Below are 24,245 nucleotides of genomic sequence, written 5' to 3'. Positions count from 1 at the left end.
AAGGGAGTGACCAAAATGAAGAAAAACAAATATTTACATCGTTTTGTGGCTTTGGTCATGACGGCGGTTATGCTGTTATCACTGGTGGTAATTGATAACAGAATCGGAATGAAAGCAGAAGATGAATATACAAAAGAAGTGATCAATCTTGAAACGTATATTCCCCAAAAAGTTACATATAAGAAAAATAAAGATGGAAGCGTAAAGACAGGCAGTGTAGAAGAGGTTGAGATTTCTGTTCCGGAAGAGACTGCTGTCACATTTAAGGGTGACTACCTGATGCAGGAACTGGATGCATCTGATAAGAAGCAGATTATAGCAACATCCTGTGATGCATCTGATAAGAAGACCACAAAGCAGGCTTCGGAGATCGAGGAGATCCGGATCACAGATTCAGAGGATGAATATCAGTATGCAGTCTATAAAGCAGCAGATGAGAAGGATACCTATGAATTTGCGGGGATAATACGTGTATATGGAGAAAATGCTGAAAATGGGGATAATCTATCTGTTGCTGGACCAACTATGCATATTTCAGCAGAGGCGGGAAATAAAAGCATTCCACAGATAAATGATAAAAATGGAGATAGTTTTTATTATGCTGAAAAAGGGGATGTTGTGTCTGTAAAGGGGTATGTGTCAGATGGAACGGAACAGGTTGACGGATATATAAAACAGACACCGGAAGATCCGGCGGATATTGTTAAACTTACATATACATTAAATGGTGGAAATGAGAAAGAAATACCAATCGGTAAAGATGGTGGAGCCTTTGATGTAAAGGTTCCGGAATCCGGATCATATGTATTTACAGCATATAGCAGGGAAGGAAAAAAGGTATTTATTCCGGTGACGATCCGGTATACTTCAGATATCCGGATTCAGGATGTAACGGTAGATGAAGATTCTGAATTAAAGATTACGGAAGGGATACTTGGTGAGTTCCTGAATAAAAAGGGTGATGGTATTCGTGTAACGGTATCGGCGCTTGAGGATATAGGCGACAGTAATTTTGCAGATCTGGATCTGGAATATTGTTTTGTGAATGGAACGACCATGAATAACTGGCAGTCGGTATGTATGAATAAAGATGAAGATACCGGTATCTGCAGTAAAACGGTATTGATTCCGAAATCGTCTGTAGCAGGTGCGGATTATAAAGTAATCTTCAGAGTCACAGATCATATATATGAATCTATCGGTACTTACAAATTTGATGAAAATGGATCATTTGTATATATCGATGAAAAAGCACCAGAAATTACAAAGGGCTCTTTCCGTGGCATAAAGGGAAACGATAGTGCAACGATTTCGATCCAGAATTATACATATGATGCAGATACATGGTTCAGTGGTGCAGAACTGACAGGAGTAGCGGCAGTTGAGGATTATGCACCGATCGATACGGCAAGGATCAGCCTTGATGGTAGGATCCTTGAAACCATAACAGGTATATCAGCAGATGCAAATCAGTATTCTTATACATATGATAATATTCCGATTTCCGCTCTGGTAGATAAATCAGGAAAACATACAGTCTTATATGAGGCAGTAAACCGTCTTGGTCAGACCGGTACCAAAGAGATCACATTTAATCTGGATACAAAAGCTCCACAGGCGCTTATCCTGAGTCAGGCAAATGGTGGTGTATCACTGCAGGATCAGGCAGAATATACTGTAACAGCCAAGACAGGAGAGACTTTGATATTCCGGATTTCTGATGCTGACAGTCAGATCGATACGGCTAAAACAAAGGTCTATGTAAATGGTGAGGAAGTTACATTGACCGGAGATGAACTGTCACTGCCGGATGTTGGTGTGTATAAAGTAACACTTGACGCATATGACTGTGCCGGAAATACAACAAAGAAAACGGTAACCGTTTATGTGAATAAAGAAACATTACAGGATTCTTTGACAGTTTCCTCCGAGGGGAAAACAATAGATGCAAAGGATCAGGCACTGGTATATGCCGGACATAATGGAAGTGCAACAACGGTTACATATAAAGTAACAGGTCTGGATCTGGATGCCGATGATATTGTAAAGACGGTAACAAGAAAGGCTCCGGATTCCGCAGCGTCTGCTGCCGGTATTGAAGTAGCACCGTCCAGAACAGATATATCAGCAAATGGAAATCTGAAAACCGTTACACTGACCTATGATCTGACGACAGAGGGTGTGTATGCATTCCACTTTACATCAAAGCATCATTATGTGGCTGCGAATGAAGATGCAAACACAACGGATGCATCCATTCAGGTGTTATATGACAAGACAGCTCCATCAATAGCAGCAATGGAATTTGCCGGAGCAAAGGCATCAGCAGATGGTATTTATTATTTCAGTAAAGATCCTTCCATTCATATAACGGCTGAGGATGCGTTTTCACTGGGTGATTACAAGGTCACAGATCAGGTGGGAAATACCATTCTTACAGGAAATATAGCTGCGAATGGGGATAAAACATTTGATAAAACACTTGTATTAACAAATGGAATTGAAGAGAATAAGATTTATACGATCATATTCTATATCAGTGATAAATCAGGAAATATTGCAACAAAATCCAATGAAAATGGGGTTGCATACCGGTTTGCGGTTGATACTGAAAAGCCAGCGGTTGATATTGCAGATAAAGAATCCACAAACAGTCTGAAGCTTACGCAGTACTGGAATGGTTCAGATGTAACAGTAAAGGCGTCTGCATCTGATAATTTTCTGATCAGCAGGATTACTGCATCAGCAACCTGTGACGGCAAGGCTGTTGCAGATCAGGAGCAGAAGATGAATCTGGAGACCGAAGCAATCGGTCAGACCATGAATGCATCCTTTATTTACAAAAAAGCCGGTGTATATGAAGTTACAGTAACAGCATATGATGAGGTTGGCAACACAAAGACTGCAAAGTGTACCTTTGTTATCGACAATGAACTGGCAGATATCAGCTTCTCCGGTATTCCGGTAAGTGGTGTTTATAAAAATGATGGTACACAGACGATCACAGTTAAGGCAGCAGATGATTATGGCATTGCAGCTTCCGATGTGGTTGTGAAGGTAGTGTATGAAACTTACGACTATGATGCAACGACAGGTACCGGAGTAAAGGGTGAAGAGATCATCACAGCAAAGAACAGCTCGGATCAGACAGTTACAGCTACGATCAAAAACTGTAAGGTTATTGATGGAAAGCCAATGAAATATTACATTGCGGTAAGTGCAACTGACAGATCCGGCAACAGCTCAGAAAAGAGAAGCAAGACCTTCTATTATGATCCATATAAACCGGAAGTAACGGTAGAACCGGCAATCGCAGGTACCGGAACAAAGTATTATAATGACAAGGTCAGATTTAATATTACAGTGGCAGAGCAGTTTGAACTTGGCGCAAATGTATATGTGTTAAATACAGACGACTATAAGAACTGTAAATCAGAAGCCGATTATGCTGCAAAAGCATATAAGGCATTTTCTTATAAAGATGTAAAGCAGAAAACATTTGGTTTCACTGTATCAAAGGCTGATCGGTATAAATGGATGGTTGTAGCAGTAGATGCATCCGGAAATGCAGCAACAGTATCCGATATCCGGTTCACGATCGATACAGAGAAGCCTCTGGTCGAGATTGAAGGTGTTCCGGATGACAAGAAGTCAACCGGTACAACGATCCGTGTCGTGATCACAGATAATGAGAGACTGGATCCGGAAAGCTTTAAAGTCGTTGAGTGTTATAAATATTTTGATGGTACAGAATACATTGAGAAGGAACTCAAGATCAAGCAGGTAGGTGCAAAGGAATTAGAGGCATCTGCATACTGCGGACAGAAGAGCGGCAAGGCATGTTCTTATGTATTTAAGGTAACCGGTAAAGACAGAGCCGGCAATGATGTGGAATATGAAATCAATGATTCCAGATTCAAGGTCGATTCCACACTTCCGGATATCGTGCTGGATCGCTATCCGGATTCTGAGAATGATGGTTACTACAACAAGAATGTAAGCTTCAAGTTCACAGTAACAGAGCAGTTTCCATTAAAAACGAAGATCACAGTAAGTGATAAGAACAAGGACGTGAATGGAGACGAAGATGAGACATACATTCTGAATGAGACAACCGGAACTTACACAGTAAAGAGAAAAACACCTGGTGTATATAACCTGACGATCAAGGCAGTGGATGCATTTGGAAATGTAAACTATGTAAGAGATATTAAGTTTGTGATCGATAAGGAAAGCCCGGTAGCGACAATTGAAGGTGTACCGGAGAATGGTCTGACACAGGGTACAAATGTGAAGATCACAGTTACAGATAATCAGAAGCTGCTGTTGAAGGATTTCCAGATCACAGAGTATTACAAATGCTTTGATGAAAGCAAATATACACAGAAGAAGCTGGCGATCAAGAAGGTGGATGGCAAGACACTGGAGGCTTCTGCATATTGCGGTCAGAAGAAGGGAAAAGCCTGCTCCTATTACTTCAAGGTAACAGGAACGGATAAGGCAGGCAATAAGGTTTCATACGACGTAGCAGGTTCCCGCTTCAAGGTAGATGCAACAAAGCCGAAGGTAACGATCACACCACGGCTGGAGCAGACAAATGACGGTTATTACAATAAAGATATCGCATTTGACATAGCAGTAGAAGAACAGTTTGCCGAAACACACAAGATCGTGGTTTCCGATAAGAATAAAGATACAAATGGTGATGCAGATGACACTTTCACAATGAAGGGAACGAGCGGAACCTATACAGTGAAACGGAATGCACAGGGAATTTATAATTTGAAGGTTACAGTTACGGATGCATTTGGAAATGTAACAGAGGATGAGGCTGCATTTGTAATTGATAAGACAAAGCCTACGATCGGAATTGCAACTGTGAATAAGCTGAATAATGGAAATGTAGCACTTAATGTGAACCTTGCAGATAATTATAAAGGAAAGTCCTATACCGTACATGTAAAACGGAAGGATGCTTCCGGTGCAGTTGCATATGATGGAGATTACAGAACGGTAGAATGGAATAACACTTCCGTAAATCCGGAGATTGTATTCTCAGATGAGGGTGATTATGAGATCACTGTTTCTGCGGATGATAAGGCTGGTAATGAACAGATTGCAGAAAATGTATCCTTCCGGATTGATAAAACAGCACCTGTATTATCGATAACAGGTGTTGCAGATTCACAGAATACATCCTGTACGGCGACATTGACAGTAAATGAAGCATTTGCATTCTCTTATGATGGAGAAGCAATGAACAGTGCTGACATTACGGCAACGATCACCAAAAAGACGGATGGAACAGGAGCATCAACAGTTGCAACCTTAAATACCGGTAATTTTTCATCCGGTAATCCGCATACTGCGACCTATACCTTTGATGAAGATGGTGAATATACAATCACTTTTAATGCAAAGGACATGACAGGTAATGTTGCAACGGCTGTTACTAAGACATTCAAGGTAGATAAGACAGCACCAGAGCTTAAGGTATCAGCAGTGAACAGCAAGAACAGTGTCGTAAATGAGTATGAGACAGTTGGTGGAAGCTCTGTAAACAACACAGATTATGTAGATATGAACATAGAAGTAACAGAGTCCTTCTTTGCTTCGAATAAGGTAAATATATCTGTACAGAAGGATGGCGAGGACGTATCTTCCTCTTACTTTACAAACTTTGGCAGTAATGCGGCAGTCAGCCGTGGAAGCCAGAGATTTGATGAGGATGGTGTATATACCATTGCAGTTACAGCAGAAGATGCACTTGGAAACAAGGCAGATGATTACAACATGGTATTTACGGTAGATAATACACCGCCAACAATTGACAAGACTGCAAAGATGGCTGAATTTACTGAGAGAAGATCAGAAGATGGAGAACTTCTTCTGAACAGTCAGGATTTTGCGGATATCAAGGAAAAGGGATATGATGCACTCTGGTCAGTTAATGATACTTCTGTATTTAAGGCAAGTGTAAAGCTGGATGGTATTGATTTTGTAGATTTCTCAGATCTGACAGATGGATATCATACAATGACGATTTCCGTTACCGATGAGGTTGGTCATGTGACAACTGAAACATTTGACTTTACCTATGATGGAACAGCACCTCGTATCATTATCACAGGCGTTGATGATAAGAGTGTTGTAAGAAATCCGTTTACCATGAAGATCGGCCTGGAAGATGCAGATGATATGCTGACAGAGATCGTGATTAACGGAGATACTATTGATCCGGCACTGTATGAGGATACGAATTCGTATGAGTTCCAGGTTGAGAACTACGGTAATTATGAGGTTCGGGTATCTGCAAGAGATACAGCGGGAAATGTTACATCGACCTATGACAGTGCAACAGATGAGGTATTCTCCTTCCAGTTAAAGGAAAAGACATCGCCGATCCTGATTGTTATCATTATTCTTGCAATTCTTGCAGTTGTGGCAGTGATCCTTCTTCTGATCATGAAAAAAAGAAGAAACAGCCACAGCAGTAAATAAAACATGACTATAGAAAGAAAGGGACCACGCCCGAACAGGCGTGGTCTTTCAATGAGGTGACATAAATGGCATTAAGAGCGGTAGCATTTGATATGGATGGAGTCCTCATCGATTCCGAGAAGGTATACAGAATGTGCTGGTTGAAGAATGGATTATCCATCGGTATCCCGGAGAATGAGATGTCGAAGATCTGTGACCGGATGGCAGGTGGAACCAAGAAGACAAATGCACATGTGATGAAAGAAAAGATGGGTGAAGATTTTGACTATCTTGCATTCAGACAACGCACAGTGGATATGGTCGAAGCATATCTGAATGAGCATGGCGTTGAATTAAAACATGGCGTGATCGAGACACTAAAGACATTAAAGGCAAGAGGGATCAAGATGGCGGTTGCAACCTCGACGGATCGGGAACGGGCAGAGGATAAACTGGTTCGAAGCGGACTGCTTCCGTATTTTGATGATGTGATCTGTGGGGATGAGATCGAGCGAGGAAAACCATACCCGGACATCTATCTGAAAGCCTGTGAGAAGCTTGGTACGAAGCCGGAGGAGACAGTTGGAGTAGAGGATTCCATTAATGGTGTGACAGCCTCCCACGATGCAGGGCTGTATACCCTTATGGTGATCGATCTGATCCAACCGGATGAAGAAACGAAGAAGAAAGCAGACCGTATCAGCAACGATATATTTGAGCTGACGGAATTATTTGAAGACTGATGAAGCAGTTTGACTTCGAAAATGACATCTGAAAATGATTGATATAGCAGAATAGAGAATGATCTCTGGAATGAAAGAAAACCTTCCGGCATATAGTAGTGTCAGGAGGTTTTTCTATGATTACAGGACAGAAAATTTTCAGCCTTTTAAAGGCACTTGCGGTATCTTACATAATAACGGCAATCCTGCTGCTTATAACGGCATTCCTCATGTACAAGCTGGGACTGGGTGATACGGTGATTCATCTGAGTATTATCATCATTCATGGCATCTCTGTATTCCTTGGTGGTTTTCTTACCGGCAAGATGGTAAAGGAGCAAAAATATATTTGGGGATTAATGCTTGGAGTGTGTTATGTTTTGGTGATCGGTATTGTAGCTTTCATTATGAATGGTACGATCCATATCTCTGCCGGAGGGACATTGACGAATGTGATCCTGTGTCTGGCGGCCGGAATGCTTGGCGGGATGCTAGGTTAGAGACAAGTTTTTCGTAAAAATACTTTGACTTTAAAGCATGTTGTGTTATAATTTCGCTATATGACATAAAAAGGAGAAGTGTACCTATGAAGAGAATAAAGACACTCACAAACAGAACAATGAAGAACACAATGGTTAAGGGCGGATGCGGCGAATGCCAGACATCATGTCAGTCAGCTTGTAAGACATCATGCACAGTCGGAAATCAGAGCTGTGAGAATGCTGAGAACAAGTAAGAGATCATTGTAGACAGACAACCACAAAGGGGACCGTCAAACAAATGGCAGTCCTCTTTCGTTGCGTGTCAGAAAAATTAATTCACAAGATGGGAGAATTTGTATGGTACATCAGTACAAAAGTAATGGATATAATATCGTACTCGATGTATGTAGTGGGTCTGTTCACGTAGTGGATGACCTTGTGTATGATATTATTGCAAATTACGAAAATCATACAAAAGAACAGGTAATGGAATTACTGCCATCCTATGATAAGGATGAAGTATCGGAAGCCTATGACGAGGTAACCGGCCTGGTAGAAGACGGAACACTATTTACAGAAGACATATTCAAAGATTATATCATTGATTTTAAAAAGAGAAAAACAGTGGTAAAGGCTCTGTGTATTAATATTGCACATGACTGTAATCTTGCATGCAGATATTGTTTTGCAGGAGAAGGTGAGTACAAGGGTGACAGAGGTCTGATGCCACTTGACATAGCAAAGAAATCTCTGGATTTCCTCGTTGCCAATTCCGGTAACCGTGTAAATCTTGAGGTCGATTTCTTCGGCGGTGAGCCACTTATGAACTGGGATGTCGTAAAAGAGACCGTTCGATATGGAAGAAGCCTGGAGGAGAAGCATAATAAGAAATTCCGTTTCACACTGACAACAAACGGTGTGTTGTTAAATGATGAGGTAATGGAATTTGCCAATAAAGAGATGGCAAATGTCGTATTATCCATCGACGGAAGAAAAGAGATTCATGATTACATGCGTCCGACCAGAAATGGAAAGGGAAGCTATGATCTGTTACTTCCAAAGTTCCAGGAATTTGCAAAGAAGCGTGCCGGAAAGAGTTATTATGTAAGAGGCACTTATACGCATAACAATCTGGATTTTTCAAAGGATGTATTACACATGGCAGATCTTGGATTTGACCAGATCTCCATTGAGCCGGTTGTATCTCTGCCGGACGAGCCTTATGCGATAAAGGAAGAGGATATCCCATATCTGTTAGATCAGTATGATATCCTTGCAAAAGAGATGATCAAAAGACATAAAGAAGGAAGGGGATTCAATTTCTTCCACTTTATGATAGATTTGACAGGGGGACCATGCGTGGCCAAACGTCTGTCGGGGTGTGGTTCAGGTACAGAATATCTGTCAGTTACACCATGGGGCGACCTTTATCCGTGCCATCAGTTTGTCGGTGAGGATGGGTTCTGCATTGGAAATGTAAATGAAGGTATTACGAAGCCGGAACTTGTTGATGAGTTTAAGCTCTGCAATGTCTATGCAAAGGACAAGTGTAAGGACTGTTTTGCAAGATTCTATTGTAGCGGTGGCTGTGCGGCGAACTCATATAAATTCCATGGGAATATATTAGATGCGTATGATATCGGATGTGAACTTCAGAAAAAGCGTATCGAATGTGCGATCATGATCAAAGCCGCATTAGCAGATGAAGAAGAAAATCAATAAGGAGGACAAAGGTAAACAAGATGAAGAAAGCAAGAAAAAAAGCCATATGGGTATTGATCCTGTTCCTGCTTGTGCTTGCGGGTTCCATCTACGTTGCATTGTTTGGTGTAGGCGACAGAGGAAAAGCAAAGTATATCAGCCTTGGACTTGATCTGAAGGGTGGCTTAAGTGTAACCTATGAGATTCAGGATGAGGATTACAGTGATGCAGATGTTCAGGATACGATCTATAAGCTGCAGAAACGTATTGATTCCCATACAACAGAGCATAACGTATATTCAGAGGGAAATGGTAAGATCACTGCCGAGATTCCGGGTGTAACAGATGCAGATGCAATTCTGGAAGACCTGAGTATCGAAGGTAAGTTAGAGTTCTTAGATCCTGAGAATTATGAATTATGGTCACAGGGCAAGGATTATACTCCCGCTCTTACCGGTGATGATATTAAGGGTGCAGATGCCAAGATCGATTCTACAGAGAGCGGTGATGACAATGTAGTACAGTTGTCATTCACAACAGCAGGTGCTCAGAAGTTTGCAGATGTAACAACAGCAAATGTAGGAAAGATCGTTTATATCGTATATGATGGTGAAGTTGTAAGTGCGCCAACTGTACAGCAGGCAATTACAGACGGAAATGCTGTTATCAACAGCATTTCAACATATGAAGAGGCAGACAGCCTTGCTACTACGATCCGTATCGGTGCATTGCCACTGACACTGAAGCAGGTACGTTCTAATATCGTCGGAGCAACTCTTGGTTCAGAAGCAGTATCAACAACGATCAAAGCAGGTATCATTGGTATTATCTGTATCTTCATTATCATGATCTGCGTATTCAGAATTCCGGGTCTGATCGCATCATTATCATTGACACTTTATACATTTATGATCTTACTTGTTATGAACCTGTTCAATGTTACATTGACACTTCCGGGTCTTGCAGGTATCATCCTTTCTGTAGGTATGGCGGTCGATGCGAACGTCGTTATCTTTACACGTATTAAAGAAGAACTGGCAACAGGTGCTTCTGTTAAGCAGTCTGTAAAAGCCGGATTCCATAATGCGTTATCAGCGATCATCGATGGTAATGTGACAACCCTGATCGCAGCACTTGTGCTTGGTATTTTCGGAACCGGTACAATCAAGGGATTTGCGATCACGCTGGCAATCGGTATCGTATTATCCGTATTCACAGCACTTGTTGTTTCACAGCTTGTGTTAAATGCACTTGTTACACTTGGTGTAAACGATGTGAAGTTCTTTGGCAAGGCAAAAGAGCCAGGCAAGGTCAACTTCGTAAAGGGTGGTAAATATTGTATTATCGCTTCTGTTCTTGTCATCGTGATCGGCTTCTGTTTTATGCCGATCTTTGCAAAGACAAAGGGAAGTGCATTGAATTTAAGTATTGATTTTGCAGGTGGTACATCAATCACAGCAGAATTTGACAAAGCATATTCATTATCTGAGGCAGAGAAGGACATTGTTCCTGTTATCGCTGAGGCAGCAGGCATCAGTGAAGCAGATATCTCTGTTCAGACTGTTTCCGGTACAAATGAGATCGTATTCAAGACCACAGAGCTTACGACTCAGGGTGATGATTCTCAGTTGACAAAGGTAACAGCTGCACTCAGCGAGAAGCTCGGTGCGACAGTAACAAATTCCGATAATATCAGTGGTTCAGCCAGCAGCGACATGACAAGGGATGCATTCCTTTCTGTAGCACTTGCAGCCGTTCTGATGCTGATCTACATTGTAATCCGTTTCAAGGATGTGAAGTTTGGTGTGAGTGCGGTATTAGCCCTCTGCCACGATGTAGCTATGGTATTTGTTCTGTATATCTTGCTTCGGTTATCCGTTGGTAATACCTGTATCGCATGTATGCTGACAATCTTCGGTTACTCGATCAATGCGACGATCATCGTATTCGATCGTATCCGTGAGAATATCGCAAATGCAGGAACAAAGAAAGATTACAAGCAGATCGTTAATTTAAGTATTAACCAGACGATCACCAGAAATATTTATACATCCTTAACAACATTTGTTACGATCTTCGTATTATATGTAATGGGTGTAGCAGCGATCAAAGAGTTCGCATTTACACTGATGGCCGGTGTCGTAATCGGTGCTTATTCTTCTATCTGTGTAACAGGCCCATTGTGGTACTACTTCAAGACCGGATTTGGTAAGAAGAAGGATGCTGCAAATGGTAAGAACAACAAGAAAGCAGTAGAGAAGAAGAAAACAGCAAAGGCGCAGTAATTATCTGTCGTCGATCGAATGAAAAACAGACAAGTATGTAGAATTTACATATTTGTCTGTTTTTTTCGTTGTGTTATAGGAAAATTTACATCGTGTATTATAAAACTTAATCTGCAATGATGATGTAATGACAATGTATTGACAGATGATAAAAGCTGTGATATGTTGAAACAAAGGAGGTGTATGATATGAACACAAATTTAAATGTTGCAATGGCACCAAAGGATTCGACCTTTCAGGTGAGAATGAATTCTGAGATAAAGAGAGCCGTTGAAGATATTTATGCAAAAACAGGTATGACACTGACAGATGCTTTTAATACATTTATTCAACAGTCCTTGAATGTCGAGGGTTTGCCATTTATCGTGACTACGAACAGTAAGGAAGCACTAAAAGAACAGGCCTTGGCTATGGTAATGCTTGATTTGAAACGTGCAGAAGCTCGTGCGGATGCGGAAGGCTGGATTGATGCAGATGATCTTGAGAAAGAATTGGGGGTGCGTGATTGAAAAAAATAAAATATACGCCGGACGCAGCAGACAAGCTGAGAGAATTAAAAAAGGCTATTACACAAAGTTATGGGGCGGACAAAGCAATAGAAATAGTTAAGAAAATAACAGATGCTATAAGGGATCTTGGCACGAATGAAAAAAAGGGACCGGCAGTTTCACAGATGTTTGGTGTAGATACAGATTATCGGTTTCTTTTTATTTCTCATAATTATGTATTTTATCGTATAGAGGATGAATGTATTCGTATAGTTAATCTTTATCATGAAAGAGAAGATTTTATGTGGAAATTGTTTGGGATTGAGACTGTGCAGCAGGAAACATTAGATTACTGGAATGAGTAAAATATTGAAAAGGTTTGGTGAGAACAATGAAACGATTTGAAGCGGTTATATTTGATATGGATGGGGTTATATTCGACTCGGAGCTGCTGGTTATAAAGTGCTGGCAGGTCGTTGCAGATAAATATGGGATCAAGAACATAGAAGATACCTGTCACAAATGTCTGGGACTGAATAAGGATGCGACAAAAGAACTGATGCTTGGGGTGTATGGAGCAGATTTTCCTTATGATGAGTATAAGGCGGAGATGTCGGCACTGTTCCATGAACAGGCGGCGGGAGGAAAGCTTCCGATGAAGCCGGGAGTTACCGGTCTGTTGCAGACATTAAAGAAGAATGGAAGAAAGGTTGCGCTGGCATCGTCTACCAGAAAGGCAGTTGTCGAACAGGAGCTTCGGGATGCAGGTATCCTTCCGTATTTCGATCGGGTAATCTGCGGGGATATGGTAAAACGGAGTAAACCGGAACCGGATATCTATCTGGAAGCATGCAGACAGATCCATGTGATGCCGGAGCAGGCATACGCCATAGAGGATTCTTATAATGGTATCCGTTCTGCACATGCAGCGGGACTGCATCCGATCATGGTGCCGGATCTTGCACCGGTCACGGGAGAAATGCAGGAGCTGTCGGATGTCATTCTGGATTCCCTGACGGAGGCAGAGAAGTATCTGTTTTTATAAGCGGATAAAAGTTATAAATGGCCATTCAGAAATCCATTTCCAGATGGCTTTTTTGTTGATATATATCGCAATATGTATTATTATGGAGCAAATATGATATTTGGCAAAGCATTCTAAAGGGTGTGACGCAAAGCTATAGGGCCTGTAAAATGGCAGCCAGTTGCATTTTTGTTACATTGCTAGAGGTAGTAGCAATGTTTTTTACTTTATAGGAAAGTTCATCTTATAAAGTAAAAATGCTCCGTTCGAAGCAAAAGAATCCACACTCTGTGTTTGGAATACTTTGCACAGTAAGCAAACAAGAGGAGAATTTTATAATGGGGAGAAAAGATCGAATCAGATTAAATTCAAAAGGTTTTTCATTGGTTGAGTTGATAATTGTTATAGCGATTATGGCTGTTTTGGCAGGAACGATCGCACCGGCTTTGATCAAGTATCTTGAGAAAAGCAGAAAAACAACAGATATGTCAAACGCAACTGAGATCGAAAAAATTCTAGTACGTTGCTTCGTCGAAGGCTATATTGATATTCCAGAGGCAAAAAGAACAGTTGGATATGGTGCATGGGTTATGTTGTGTAACAAGGATAAAAAGAATGCACCGACACCATATCATAATAGAAATTTTTCCGGTGTGTGGTGTGGAGCGGATGCTGGTGTTATTGTTGGAGATGTTGAATCACAGGGCGACTGGAATTATTGTACAGAGCTTGCGGATCTTCTGAATGAAGAAGGTATAAATATTAATTCTGCAAGATCTTACAGTCGCGGCGGTGATGATGGCTGGGATTGGATCATTATTCAGGTCTGTTATAATTCAGAAGGCTGACTCTGTTCCAGAGTATATTCCGGATTTAAAAATCAGGATGGCAGTATTAATAAAACATCAGATACAAATATAGAAAAAGAACTTGGCAGAGGATGGGTTCCGCTTACTTAACAGGCTGCCCGGAATTAAATCTTACAATCGGGAATGAAGTTTTACATTTTCCAAAAAAGACATATAAAAACACTTGACCTTAAGTTCACTTTAAGTTGTAGAATAAGTCTATCATAAAGTTTAATAAGGAGGTTTTTATATGTATACAAATACTTTGACATTGGCAAATGGTGTAGAAATCCCACAGTTAGGTCTTGGAACCTGGTTAGTAGATGATGGAGATGTGGCAGACGCAGTTAAGGCGGCTGTGAAGCTTGGTTATCGTCATATTGATACAGCACAGGCATATGGCAACGAACGTGGCGTAGGGGAAGGAATCAGAACCTGCGGTATCCAGCGTGATAAGCTGTTTGTTGTCTCAAAGGTTGCTGCTGAACATAAGACCTATGAAGAAGCAAAAAAGGGAATCGACGAAACCTTATCCAAGATGGGACTGGACTATTTGGATATGATGATCATTCACAGCCCACAGCCATGGGTAGATGTAAATCAGTCAGAAGATCGTTATGTAGAGGGTAATCGTGCTGCATGGCGCGCTCTCGAAGAAGCATACAAGGCTGGAAAGCTGCGTGTGATAGGTGTGTCGAATTTCCAGATCGAAGATCTGAAAAGTCTGATGGAGGTCTGTGAGATTAAGCCTATGGTCAACCAGATCCTGCTTCATATCAGCAATACACCACTGGAACTGGTAGAATACTGCCAGAAGAATGGAATTGCGGTTGAGGCATATTCACCGATCGGTCATGGTGAGATCCTTCATGAACCGGAGATCGAAGCTATGGCTGTAAAATACAATGTATCTGTTCCACAGCTCTGTATCCGTTATACCTTACAGCTTGGAACGATCTCATTACCAAAGACAGCAAATCCTGCACATATGGAGAGCAATGCACAGGTTGATTTTGAGATCGGCGCAGAAGATATGGAACTTCTGAAGCATTTCAAGCATATCGAAAGCTATGGTAAGAGCGGTGGTTTCCCGGTATACGGAGATAAGCTGTAATTCCATGTTAGGGAAAATACACTTCCCTGAGGGGAGTTGTCTGATACTGTAAGTTCAGCGCTATGAAGATCTGCTATGCTTTTTGCGATACTGAGACCCAGACCAAAGTGTGTTTTGTGATTGTTGCGCTTTGAATAGAAGGTTTCAAATATGTGCGGTTTATCTTCATCGCTTATGCCCGGACCCGTATCTGTCACGGTATAGCACAGTCGTTTATTCTGCGTGGATACAGACAGGGAGACATGACCGTTTGTTGTGCAGGATATCGCATTATCAACCAGAATGGAGATGCATTGAAGTATTCTGTCCTTATCCATACAGTAAAGAGGAAGCGGATCATCCGGCAGAGAAACAATAAGGTCGAGATTCTTCTGAATCGCGACAGGCTCGAAACGATCATAACATTCAATAATAATATCTTCCGGCTGGGTATCTTTAAAGTTTTCCCGGCCGGATTTTTTTATGTCTGCAAATGTGAGAAGATTATTTATCATATCTGTTATCCGGTTACATTCTCTGTCTGCCGTGGATAAATAGTCTTTGTCAGCCGGACTTAGATGATTGCCGGAGAGTCCGTTGAGACAGGATTTTATAATGGCAAGGGGAGTTTTTAATTCATGCGAAGCCACAGCAATAAAAAGATCCTGTTTCTGATAGGCTTCATTTACCGGTATAAGAATCTTCTTCATGAAAAAATATGACACGATAGACAACAGGATAATTGCGATCACCGTTACGATCAAAAACAGAATACTCATCTTTATTTTGTATGCAGAGATGAGAGCATTGTTGTATACCGTATGTATGGTATAGTAGGTGCCCCCTATATTTATAATGCTGTAGCTGTTCCAGTAATCCGTATGGTCATATCGGACAGTATAAAATCGGCGGTGGCTGTCTCCTTTGTTTATGGTACTGTAATAGTCATCCCAATATTCAGACTGCATATAAGGCGATGCGGACTGAAGGATGGCTTTACTTTCTTTGAAAGCCTCTGTCGATAAGACCTTTTTATCATTTCGCAGTATATCGATATTAAGGTTTTTGGTGTTGTATTCATTAAGAATGTTCATATCGATTATATTTGTCTGGTTCAGATAGGAATATAACAGATTTGTATCTTGAGAGTAGGAAGCATATGTGCTGTTTGAATATTCCTGTACGACAGCATAAAACAGCAATATGGACATGGTTGCGAGGATCATAGTTATGACAGAGGATAAAAATACAGTGAGTTTTTTCCTGAGCTGTTCTATCATTTTGGTGATTCCTCCTTTTCATATACAAGGGTATAACCGCTTCCGTATACTCCCTTTATCGTAATTCGGCTGTGAACCGTTTTCAGTCTGTTTCTCAGAAAATAAACATAATTCAGGATATTTCCATTTCCAACATTGGAATTAAGCCCCCATATAGCTTCGATAATCTCGTCATGGCTGACAAGTTTACCGGCTGATCTGAGCAGCAGCTCAAATAGCTGGGATTCCCGATTTGTGAGCTGGACAGACCGACCGTCACATTGGATCGTGCGGCTGTCTATGAGATAATTGATATCACCATAAGAATAGTCAAATGAATGGATCTGGTGGGATCTGCGGTAAAGAGCATTTATTCGTGCCAGTAATTCATCAAATTCAAATGGCTTAACGATATAGTCGTCAGCACCCAGTGAAAAAGCTGCTGTTTTGTTTTCAAGTGTGCCGAGGGCGGTAAGCATTATGATGGGAATTGAGATTTTGTCAAAATATAGTTGGTTTAAAATTTCAAGACCTGACTTATCAGGCAGCATCCAGTCAAGCACAATTATATCGATATCAACACCTGAATATATCAGTTCGGTGCATTGTTTTCCGGTTGTACACAGGTATACGGTGATACCATGTGCTTCCATTTGTCTTTTTAGTACTTTTCCCAGATCTGTATCATCTTCTACGAGCAGCAGTTTCATGTAAATCTCCATTTCCCTATTACGGTATAAAATATCATTAATACAATAGTATAGTAATTCATTTTCCAGATGTTTAAAAGTAATATATGTAATTTAGATGTTTTTTAGACAATCGTGCATATCGGTGGTGTTACAATCGATATATCGAAAGTGAAAATGATTGTAAAAGTATTTGTAATAAGGGAGGTAGACATGAAACATATCGGGTTTTATCTAATAATGCTTATTGGCATGATGTTATGCTGGGGTTGTGGGGACCATAAGATAACAGAATCTACAGAGACAGAGGCGGGTTTGTCGGAATACCGGATGGCACAGCTTGATATGGCACAGATCTGTGGATTTGGTAAGGTTCAAGATGAATATGTATGCATCGGAGAAGCTGAAAATGGGGGCTATATCAGGCTGACAGGAGAAAAGCCGGATGGAGATTTCCGGCAGGAAGAACTTAAGCTTGATTCTGTTATGGACGAAACGGATATGATCACGGCAGCAGATATGGATGAAGCCGGGAGCCTGTATTTGGCAGTCAGCAAGATGGATGATAAAAGAGATATAACGGGCAGAATCGTGAAGGTGATGCCTGATGATACAGTTCAGATACTGGCAGATCATATAGAAGAAAATGTAAAAAATATCAGACTGACGGCTGATGGATATATCATTGGTTGCGCGGATGGGGTGATACAATGCTTTTCCATGGAAGGGCAGAAGAAATACGAAATAGAAAATTCTGACTATACGGATATCTGTGTAGCTGGTGATAAACTGGTTGTTCTCACAGCACGGGATATAGAGACCTATGATATATCGGATGGTCATATGCTGGAAACGATTACGTCTTTTGATGATACCTTGACGGAAGGACTTGAAGATGCAGCTTCGGAGAAAGGAAAAGATGCACTTAGCTGCAGTAATATCATGAAGTATGATGAAAAGTCTGATCAGATATACATTATGCTTGGAACGGGTTTATTTGCATATAAGCTCTCTGACAAGCTGGGGACAAGGCTTACGACATTTAAAAGTGCTGATATAAGATATGACTTTGTTGTGGAGGATTCGGATACATTTGTAGCTGTCACTGGTGATAAGAGTGGAAATAAGAGGATCGTTGTATATTCATTATCCGATGCATATGCAGCTTATAACAGTACAAAAGAAGCTTCAGACAGCAGAACCGTTACCGTATATTCTCTTTATTACACAGAGAGTTACGAAAATCTGATCACGTGGTATGAAAGTGATCATTCGGATATCACGGTGCAGTACATATGGGGCGTGGATGACCAGAATGGAATATCAGAAAAGGATGCCATAAGTTCTTTAAATACACAGCTTCTTGCAGGAGAAGGGCCTGACGTCATTATCATGGATGGCTTGAATGTAAAAAGCTATGAGAATACAGGGGTGCTTATGGATCTGTCGCAGGTCCTTGATGATATACAGAAGGAGAACCCATCCTGCCTTAAGAATGTACTTTATACATATAAGAATAAGGATGGTTCAGTATATGCTATACCCGCCATGGAGACATTTACAGCAGTTATCGGGCCGGAGGCTGAGATAAGGAATGTGACCGATGTTCAATCCATTGTGGCTTATATAAACAGTCAGGACAAACCAGCCGATGGGAATGATCTGTCATTTTACTATTTGGAGTCTTATTTTGATACCCTGTATCCTGTATATGCATCGGAGATCGTTGATATGGAGGGGCATTATGACAGAGAAATACTAAAGAAATTTCTGGAGGATCTCAGACTTTTATACGACTTAGAGATGGCGAGAACGACGCAGGATCAGATCAATGACTGGACTGCAAGGTTCGGAGCTTATGAGGAAAATATAAAAGACAATTATTCAGGATATATGAGCCCGTTATTTAACCGGGAATGGTCTGGCAGGAAGCTGGCATTTGTGGATATGAAGACGATGAGCGAGGCATGGTTGTTTTACAGCATAAAGGAAGATTCCATGGTTGGAATGGAGGATAACACGGCAAACCGTGATTATGACTATGAACCGTGGGGTACGGATGAGGGAATGATATATGTGCCAAATACAATCCTTGCGGTCAATAGCAAAAAGGAGAACAGGGATAGTGCGGTTGAGTTCGTAAAAGCGTTATTCAGCGCAGAGGTACAGAAAAAGTATTATGGAACAGAATGTGGAAATCCGGTAAATATGGATGGCGTGCGGGCATGGAATGAGGATGCTCTCAGTATGGGAACGCCGGGAGGTGCTGTTGAAGTCGGCGGGAATAATTATCTGAACTGGACATATTGGCGGACGGACGAGTATCTGGAAGATTATATAGATAAGTTGAGCAGACTCTGTGTGCCTTCAAATCCGGATGTAAGAATTCGCAGCATGATAAGGGAAAATGCGGCTGATTATCTGGAAGGAAATGCGAGCCTTGAGGATACCTTGAATATAATTGATAAATTGTTAAATGTATATCTGAAAGAATAGAAATGGATGGTCAGGGAGGCGTTTTATAATCATGAAGATAGATAGAAAAGGAATGAATGGAACGTCTGAATTTATCATACCGGGATTTGTGGGTATTATGATCTTCGTGATCATACCGCTTGTGGATGTATTTATATCATCGTTTCAGAAATCAGGAACGGGAAGCTTTGCCGGTCTGCAAAATTATGCTCTGGTTATGGAGAATGATGCATTCCGGCTGGCGGCAGGCAACTCTATACGTTTTGAACTTGTGAGTGTACCTTGGCTGATCGTTATCTCGCTGGTAGTGGCTATAGAGGTTCATGGAATGAAAAGTAATATTATAAAATTTGCATTTCTTATCCCGATGGCAATTCCGTCAAATTCCCTCACTGTAGTATGGCGTATATTATTTGATGATCAGGGCGTGGTGAATAATATGATCATAAGGTGGGGACTTGGCGAACCGGTAAGCTTCTTATCCGGCAGGGCAGTTTTCTGGCTGTTTGTATGCACATTTATATTTAAAAATATTGGATATAACATGTTGATCTGGCTGTCGGGTTTGTCTGTAATTCCGGTGGAAATATATGACGCGGCAAAAGTTGATGGAGCTGGCAGATTTACACAGATCTGGAAGATTACGCTTCCAAATATCAAGAGACCGTTTTTTATCGTGGCTATGCTGTCGGTTGTAAATTCGCTGAAGATCTTCCGTGAACAGTATCTTATGGCAGGGGGATATCCGGATATGACGATATATCAGATTCAGCATATCTTTAATAACTGGTTTGAGAAGCTGGAGATCAGTAAGCTGACAGCAGGCGCGGTTCTGACGGCGCTGGTGTTCTTTGGCGTGATCCTGATCATAAGGTGTGTGTGTCTTACAGACTGGTATGGTATGAGGTTAAAAATCCGCAGAAGATTCTTATTAAGAAGACCAAAGCAACAAGAAAGAGGGGAAGGGTGCAGATGAGATGGGTTTCAAAGGGTGTGCATTTGCTGATAAAGTTTTTGGTGCTCACAGGTGCGGTATTGTCTGTTCTGCCTTTGGTATTTCTGATCAGTGGCGCATTTATGGGAGAATCGGAGCTTGGACAGATCGCATCTCCTGTTATAAGCGGGGGGTCCGGTTATGCTTCCTGGCATTTCATTCCGTTATATCCGACATTTAAGAATATAATCGAGCTGTTGTTTGATACGCCGGAATACTATGTGCTTTTCTGGAATTCTGTGAAGATCGTGGGCGTTATACTTATCGGACAGCTTGTGTTTGCTGTTCCTGCGGCATGGGGACTTGCCAGAAGCCGGAACAGACTGTCGAAGATTATATTTGGCTTATATATGTTCTGCATGATCCTGCCATTTCAGGTGACGATGTTATCCCAGTATCTGGTGTTGAACAGGATGAATATGATAAATACACATTGGGCGGTCATCCTGCCATTTGTTTTCTCTTCATTTCCTATATTTATTATGTACAGTGCATTTGAACAGATTCCTGATTCGGTGGTAGAGGCTGCTAGACTGGATGGAGCGGGTGGCTTTAAGATTTTTATCTATATGGCGGTTCCGATAGCAAAACGAGGGATTCTTGCAGCGGTGATACTGGGATTTCTTGAGTACTGGAATATCGTGGAGCAGCCGGTGGTATTTTTAAAGGACAAATCATTACTGCCACTGTCGGTATATCTGCCGGATGTGACTGAGGGATGCGCAGGAAAAACATTTGCATTTGCCCTGTTCAGCTGTATTCCTTCTCTGATCATATTTTATATTGGAAAGGATATTCTGGCAGAGGGCATATCCATAGGATCTGCGGATGGCTGATCGCAGGGTAATTTACAGGGAGAAAATGATATGAAACGGAAAAAAGGATTTAAGATCGTAAGAATTATAATAATATTTCTGGTAATCGTTATTGCCGGAACTGTTATGTCAAGATTTGCAAGCAACACCTTGACGCCCAAGGTAGAAATTATGTATGCATCATCCGGCAGTATATCAAGGGATGTCGTACAGGATGTGATGATCGAGAGCGACAGCAGGACACCTGTATACAGTTATCCTGATCTTCTGGTTCAGGCAATATATGTGCATACGGGAAGTTATGTAAAGAAAGGTGACAAGCTTATGAAGATCAAGGCAGAGGAGCTTTCATCCACATATCTGACGAAAAAGCTTGAGCGAAAGAATCTGAAAGAACAATATGTGTATGCATGGGGAGATGAGAGGGCGTTAGTGGAAGCAAATATTGCGGATGTGGACAGACAGCTGAATTATCTGGAAAAGCTGACCGCAAATGAGGGTGTCATATATTCCGAGGTGGAGGGACTTGTGTCAGAGATCCGGGTGGATGTAGGAAGCAGAACCACAGAGGAGGCAGCATTTGTGGTTATGGAGAGCTCGGATGAATATACAGTACGAATCCCGGTGACGAGCGAGCAGAAGAGTTATATAGAAAAGGGAGATAAAGTTATTCTTCATATAAATGATACCAGTGTGAATACGGAGGTAACGGCAGTATACAGTGATGCCACTAATGAGCAGGGGCATATCGTGGAGACGGTTATATCCGGTGAACTGGTAAATGTAGGTGACAGTGTTCTGGCAGATATCTCCCATCAGTCTGAGAAATATGATTTTGTCGTTCCTGTGTCTGCGATATATGCAGATGTTGTAGGTTCGTATGTGCTTGTAGAAAGATCGAAGGATACGATTCTTGGAACAGAGCTTGTGGCTGCAAAAGTATATGTGACAGTAGGAGATACAAATAATTATGAAGTGGGAATTAAGAAAAGTTCCCTGACAGGCGACGACAGGATCATAGCCAGTTCGGACAAGAAGATCGAAGCAGGAGATACGGTTCGGGAGAAGTAGAGGGGTTGACGATGAAACGATTTGTGATTGGTATACTGGGAGCTGCTTTATTATCAGGTATGGCGGTGTGGAATATCATACATGCGGAATATATCAGCGAAACTTATGATAATGACAGAAATTATGCATATCTTACGACAGGACAGGTTACATATAACAAAATGAAAAATGAAGACTATATAAAAGGCACATATCTTATCGACAGGGATGTGTCTGTAACAGGTAATGGCGTATATAAGCAGATCATGACAGATATAGTAACTGTAGATTTTGATGTGGAGGATATGCTCGGTATAAGTGGAATACTGGCAGAAAATGATATGGGTGGATGTATTATAAGCAGCGGGCTGGCATATCATATGTTCGGAAGTATTTATGCTACAGGGTTTACTGTGACAGTCCAAGGTGTTGATCATGTTGTGCGGTCAGTAACGGATTCAGAGGATAACTTTATACTGATACAGGCGGAACAGGAACGTGGAGAAGACTGGGAGCTTGTTGAGCATAGAGAAATAAGTGGTTTGGTGATCGATATATCGGAGGAGAACTACAGAGGGGAGTATGCCGCGGAGGTCGGTGAACACCATGGCTATAGTTCGGACTGTTATTATGTAACGGACTACCTGAATATTTTACCGAATATAAATCTGCCTGCAAAGTGGTCAGACTTTGATTTCTGGGCGGAGGCGTCCAGTGAATGGAAGCAGATGTCGGAGAGAAGATTATATGCTGATAAGGACGTGCTTGAAATATTTTATTACAGGCAGAGACAGCAGTTGAACCTGTACAGATGGCGTAGTTTTATATTCGGTATTTTATTAGCAGGCTGGTGTGTGATGATGCGATCATTCATTACCAGCCCCTCTTTTCCGGTATTGAGAGGGAGAGAAGCCTTTCTGTTTCCGGAACAACCGGCTGAAATATAACTGGTCATCATATCCTACGATCCCGGCTATTTCATTTATGGAATAGTTCGTCTGTTCTAAGAGAAGCTGGGCGTTGTTGATCCGGCGGGACACGATGAACTGCATTGGGGTCATGCCTGTGTATTTCTTGAAATTCCGTATGAACCAGCTTACGCTCATTCCCCTTGATTCAGCATATTGTTCTATGCTGATGTCTTTATTATAGTTTTCATTAAAGTAGGAAACTGCATAGTCCATTTCACGATCCAGATATTCATTTTTCAGGATATGTTCGCGTGACAGCTCCCGTTTGAATACGATTAAAAGGCGGGTCAGCAGTAAAGCCAGCATTTCTTCATAATCATCCTGACAACGCTGCAGTTCCAGGATGATCTGTTTAAATATATGTTCATATTCCAGAGAAGACCCAACAGGAAATACTCTCCGGTTATCTTTAAATCCATATTTCCTCAGAAGATTCTTCACATCGGAGCCGGTGAAATGAATCCAGTAAACCTCCGTTTTATCTGCACCGTAATATTCATATTTCTGTAGTTCCTTCGGGCGGTAGAGTACCATATTGCCGGCAGGAACGATCGTCTCATTCTCAGCCTTATCAAAATGAAAATGTCCAAGTCCGGATGCGATATAGATGATCTGGTAGTCCTGTCTGCCCTTAGGACGATAGGTAGGCATCTTCGGGTCGCCACTTAAGCGGTATGTTCCGCAGCTTCCGACAATAAGCGGTCTGCGCTTGTCCTTGAAATCAAGATAGGAATGATTCAGGTATCCGGTATTTATATACATGATGAAGTTCTCCTTTATTTGTAGGATTGTAATATAAAATGATTTATTGATATTGTATCATTTTGTCCATATTCTGTCCATTCCGGTTCATAGACAGAAATGCTGTT

The 24,245-nt window shown here is 41.4% G+C and carries 19 protein-coding genes and 1 riboswitch; of the genes, 16 read left to right on the top strand and 3 right to left on the bottom strand.

The annotated features are described in order from the left end of the window. Window positions 1-15: 15 nt before the first annotated feature. The 11 genes from OCV60_RS00865 to OCV60_RS00815 all read left to right on the top strand — a co-directional run bounded on the left by OCV60_RS00865 (window position 16) and on the right by OCV60_RS00815 (window position 15,144). Window positions 16-6,501, top strand: a complete 6,486-nt coding sequence (locus tag OCV60_RS00865) for an Ig-like domain-containing protein (RefSeq protein WP_262529041.1) — start codon at window positions 16-18, stop codon at window positions 6,499-6,501. Between the two features lie 65 nt (window positions 6,502-6,566). Continuing rightward, window positions 6,567-7,223 carry an HAD family hydrolase gene (locus tag OCV60_RS00860; RefSeq protein WP_021944565.1) on the top strand — a complete coding sequence of 219 codons (657 nt, stop codon included), beginning with the start codon at window positions 6,567-6,569 and terminating at the stop codon, window positions 7,221-7,223. A gap of 116 nt (window positions 7,224-7,339) precedes the next feature. Then, the gene (locus tag OCV60_RS00855) at window positions 7,340-7,702 is read left to right on the top strand and encodes a TIGR04086 family membrane protein (RefSeq protein WP_021944566.1); all 363 of its coding nucleotides are present in this window, start codon (window positions 7,340-7,342) and stop codon (window positions 7,700-7,702) included. A gap of 86 nt (window positions 7,703-7,788) precedes the next feature. After that, window positions 7,789-7,938: a six-cysteine ranthipeptide SCIFF gene (scfA, locus tag OCV60_RS00850; RefSeq protein ID WP_008401634.1), complete on the top strand. Its 150-nt coding sequence runs from the start codon at window positions 7,789-7,791 to the stop codon at window positions 7,936-7,938. A 103-nt stretch (window positions 7,939-8,041) separates the two neighbouring features. Next, the gene (scfB, locus tag OCV60_RS00845; RefSeq protein ID WP_008401633.1) at window positions 8,042-9,406 is read left to right on the top strand and encodes a thioether cross-link-forming SCIFF peptide maturase; all 1,365 of its coding nucleotides are present in this window, start codon (window positions 8,042-8,044) and stop codon (window positions 9,404-9,406) included. 20 nt (window positions 9,407-9,426) lie between these two features. Then, complete coding sequence (locus OCV60_RS00840; RefSeq protein WP_021944567.1) at window positions 9,427-11,670, top strand: protein translocase subunit SecDF; 2,244 nt, start codon at window positions 9,427-9,429, stop codon at window positions 11,668-11,670. A gap of 188 nt (window positions 11,671-11,858) precedes the next feature. Continuing rightward, complete coding sequence (locus OCV60_RS00835; RefSeq protein ID WP_008401631.1) at window positions 11,859-12,179, top strand: type II toxin-antitoxin system RelB/DinJ family antitoxin; 321 nt, start codon at window positions 11,859-11,861, stop codon at window positions 12,177-12,179. Further along, window positions 12,176-12,523, top strand: coding sequence for a type II toxin-antitoxin system RelE/ParE family toxin (locus OCV60_RS00830; RefSeq protein WP_021944568.1), 348 nt, complete (start codon window positions 12,176-12,178; stop codon window positions 12,521-12,523). The genes OCV60_RS00835 and OCV60_RS00830 overlap by 4 nt, the downstream gene beginning before the upstream one ends. Window positions 12,524-12,549: 26 nt before the next feature. After that, entirely contained in the window at window positions 12,550-13,203 is a 654-nt protein-coding gene (locus tag OCV60_RS00825) for an HAD family hydrolase (RefSeq protein WP_173789232.1), read from the top strand. A gap of 92 nt (window positions 13,204-13,295) precedes the next feature. Continuing rightward, window positions 13,296-13,371: riboswitch (cyclic di-GMP riboswitch) on the top strand. Window positions 13,372-13,520: 149 nt separating this feature from the next. After that, a complete protein-coding gene (locus tag OCV60_RS00820; RefSeq protein WP_173789233.1) occupies window positions 13,521-14,030 on the top strand; it encodes a type II secretion system protein in 510 nt (169 codons plus the stop codon). A gap of 250 nt (window positions 14,031-14,280) precedes the next feature. Next, entirely contained in the window at window positions 14,281-15,144 is an 864-nt protein-coding gene (locus tag OCV60_RS00815) for an aldo/keto reductase (RefSeq protein ID WP_021944570.1), read from the top strand. Here the strand turns inward: OCV60_RS00815 and OCV60_RS00810 are convergent. Next, a complete protein-coding gene (locus OCV60_RS00810) occupies window positions 15,099-16,403 on the bottom strand; it encodes a sensor histidine kinase (RefSeq protein ID WP_021944571.1) in 1,305 nt (434 codons plus the stop codon). The genes OCV60_RS00815 and OCV60_RS00810 overlap by 46 nt on opposite strands. Beyond that, window positions 16,400-17,092, bottom strand: a complete 693-nt coding sequence (locus tag OCV60_RS00805; protein WP_021944572.1) for a response regulator transcription factor — start codon at window positions 17,090-17,092, stop codon at window positions 16,400-16,402. The genes OCV60_RS00810 and OCV60_RS00805 overlap by 4 nt, the downstream gene beginning before the upstream one ends. A 192-nt stretch (window positions 17,093-17,284) precedes the next feature. Here OCV60_RS00805 and OCV60_RS00800 point away from each other — a divergent pair, with 192 nt between their 5' ends. The 5 genes from OCV60_RS00800 to OCV60_RS00780 are packed head-to-tail and all read left to right on the top strand — an operon-like array spanning window position 17,285 to window position 23,352. After that, complete coding sequence (locus tag OCV60_RS00800) at window positions 17,285-19,567, top strand: ABC transporter substrate-binding protein (protein ID WP_262529035.1); 2,283 nt, start codon at window positions 17,285-17,287, stop codon at window positions 19,565-19,567. A 31-nt stretch (window positions 19,568-19,598) separates the two neighbouring features. Further along, the gene (locus tag OCV60_RS00795; protein WP_021944574.1) at window positions 19,599-20,522 is read left to right on the top strand and encodes a carbohydrate ABC transporter permease; all 924 of its coding nucleotides are present in this window, start codon (window positions 19,599-19,601) and stop codon (window positions 20,520-20,522) included. Next, window positions 20,519-21,376 carry a carbohydrate ABC transporter permease gene (locus tag OCV60_RS00790; RefSeq protein WP_173789234.1) on the top strand — a complete coding sequence of 286 codons (858 nt, stop codon included), beginning with the start codon at window positions 20,519-20,521 and terminating at the stop codon, window positions 21,374-21,376. The genes OCV60_RS00795 and OCV60_RS00790 overlap by 4 nt, the downstream gene beginning before the upstream one ends. A gap of 30 nt (window positions 21,377-21,406) precedes the next feature. After that, window positions 21,407-22,426 carry an efflux RND transporter periplasmic adaptor subunit gene (locus tag OCV60_RS00785; RefSeq protein ID WP_173789235.1) on the top strand — a complete coding sequence of 340 codons (1,020 nt, stop codon included), beginning with the start codon at window positions 21,407-21,409 and terminating at the stop codon, window positions 22,424-22,426. Window positions 22,427-22,437: 11 nt separating this feature from the next. Next, a complete protein-coding gene (locus OCV60_RS00780) occupies window positions 22,438-23,352 on the top strand; it encodes a hypothetical protein (protein ID WP_021944576.1) in 915 nt (304 codons plus the stop codon). Here OCV60_RS00780 and OCV60_RS00775 read toward each other — a convergent pair. Continuing rightward, window positions 23,272-24,138 (bottom strand): AraC family transcriptional regulator, encoded by an 867-nt coding sequence (locus OCV60_RS00775; RefSeq protein ID WP_021944577.1) that lies wholly within the window; start codon window positions 24,136-24,138, stop codon window positions 23,272-23,274. The two genes, OCV60_RS00780 and OCV60_RS00775, sit on opposite strands and share 81 nt — an antisense overlap. Window positions 24,139-24,245: the final 107 nt, after the last annotated feature.

The sequence above is a fragment of the Coprococcus ammoniilyticus genome (assembly GCF_025567345.1).
GTDB lineage: Bacteria > Bacillota > Clostridia > Lachnospirales > Lachnospiraceae > Coprococcus > Coprococcus ammoniilyticus.
Note: the sequence above shows the minus strand (reverse complement) of the source record. Positions and strands in the feature narration are given on the sequence as shown.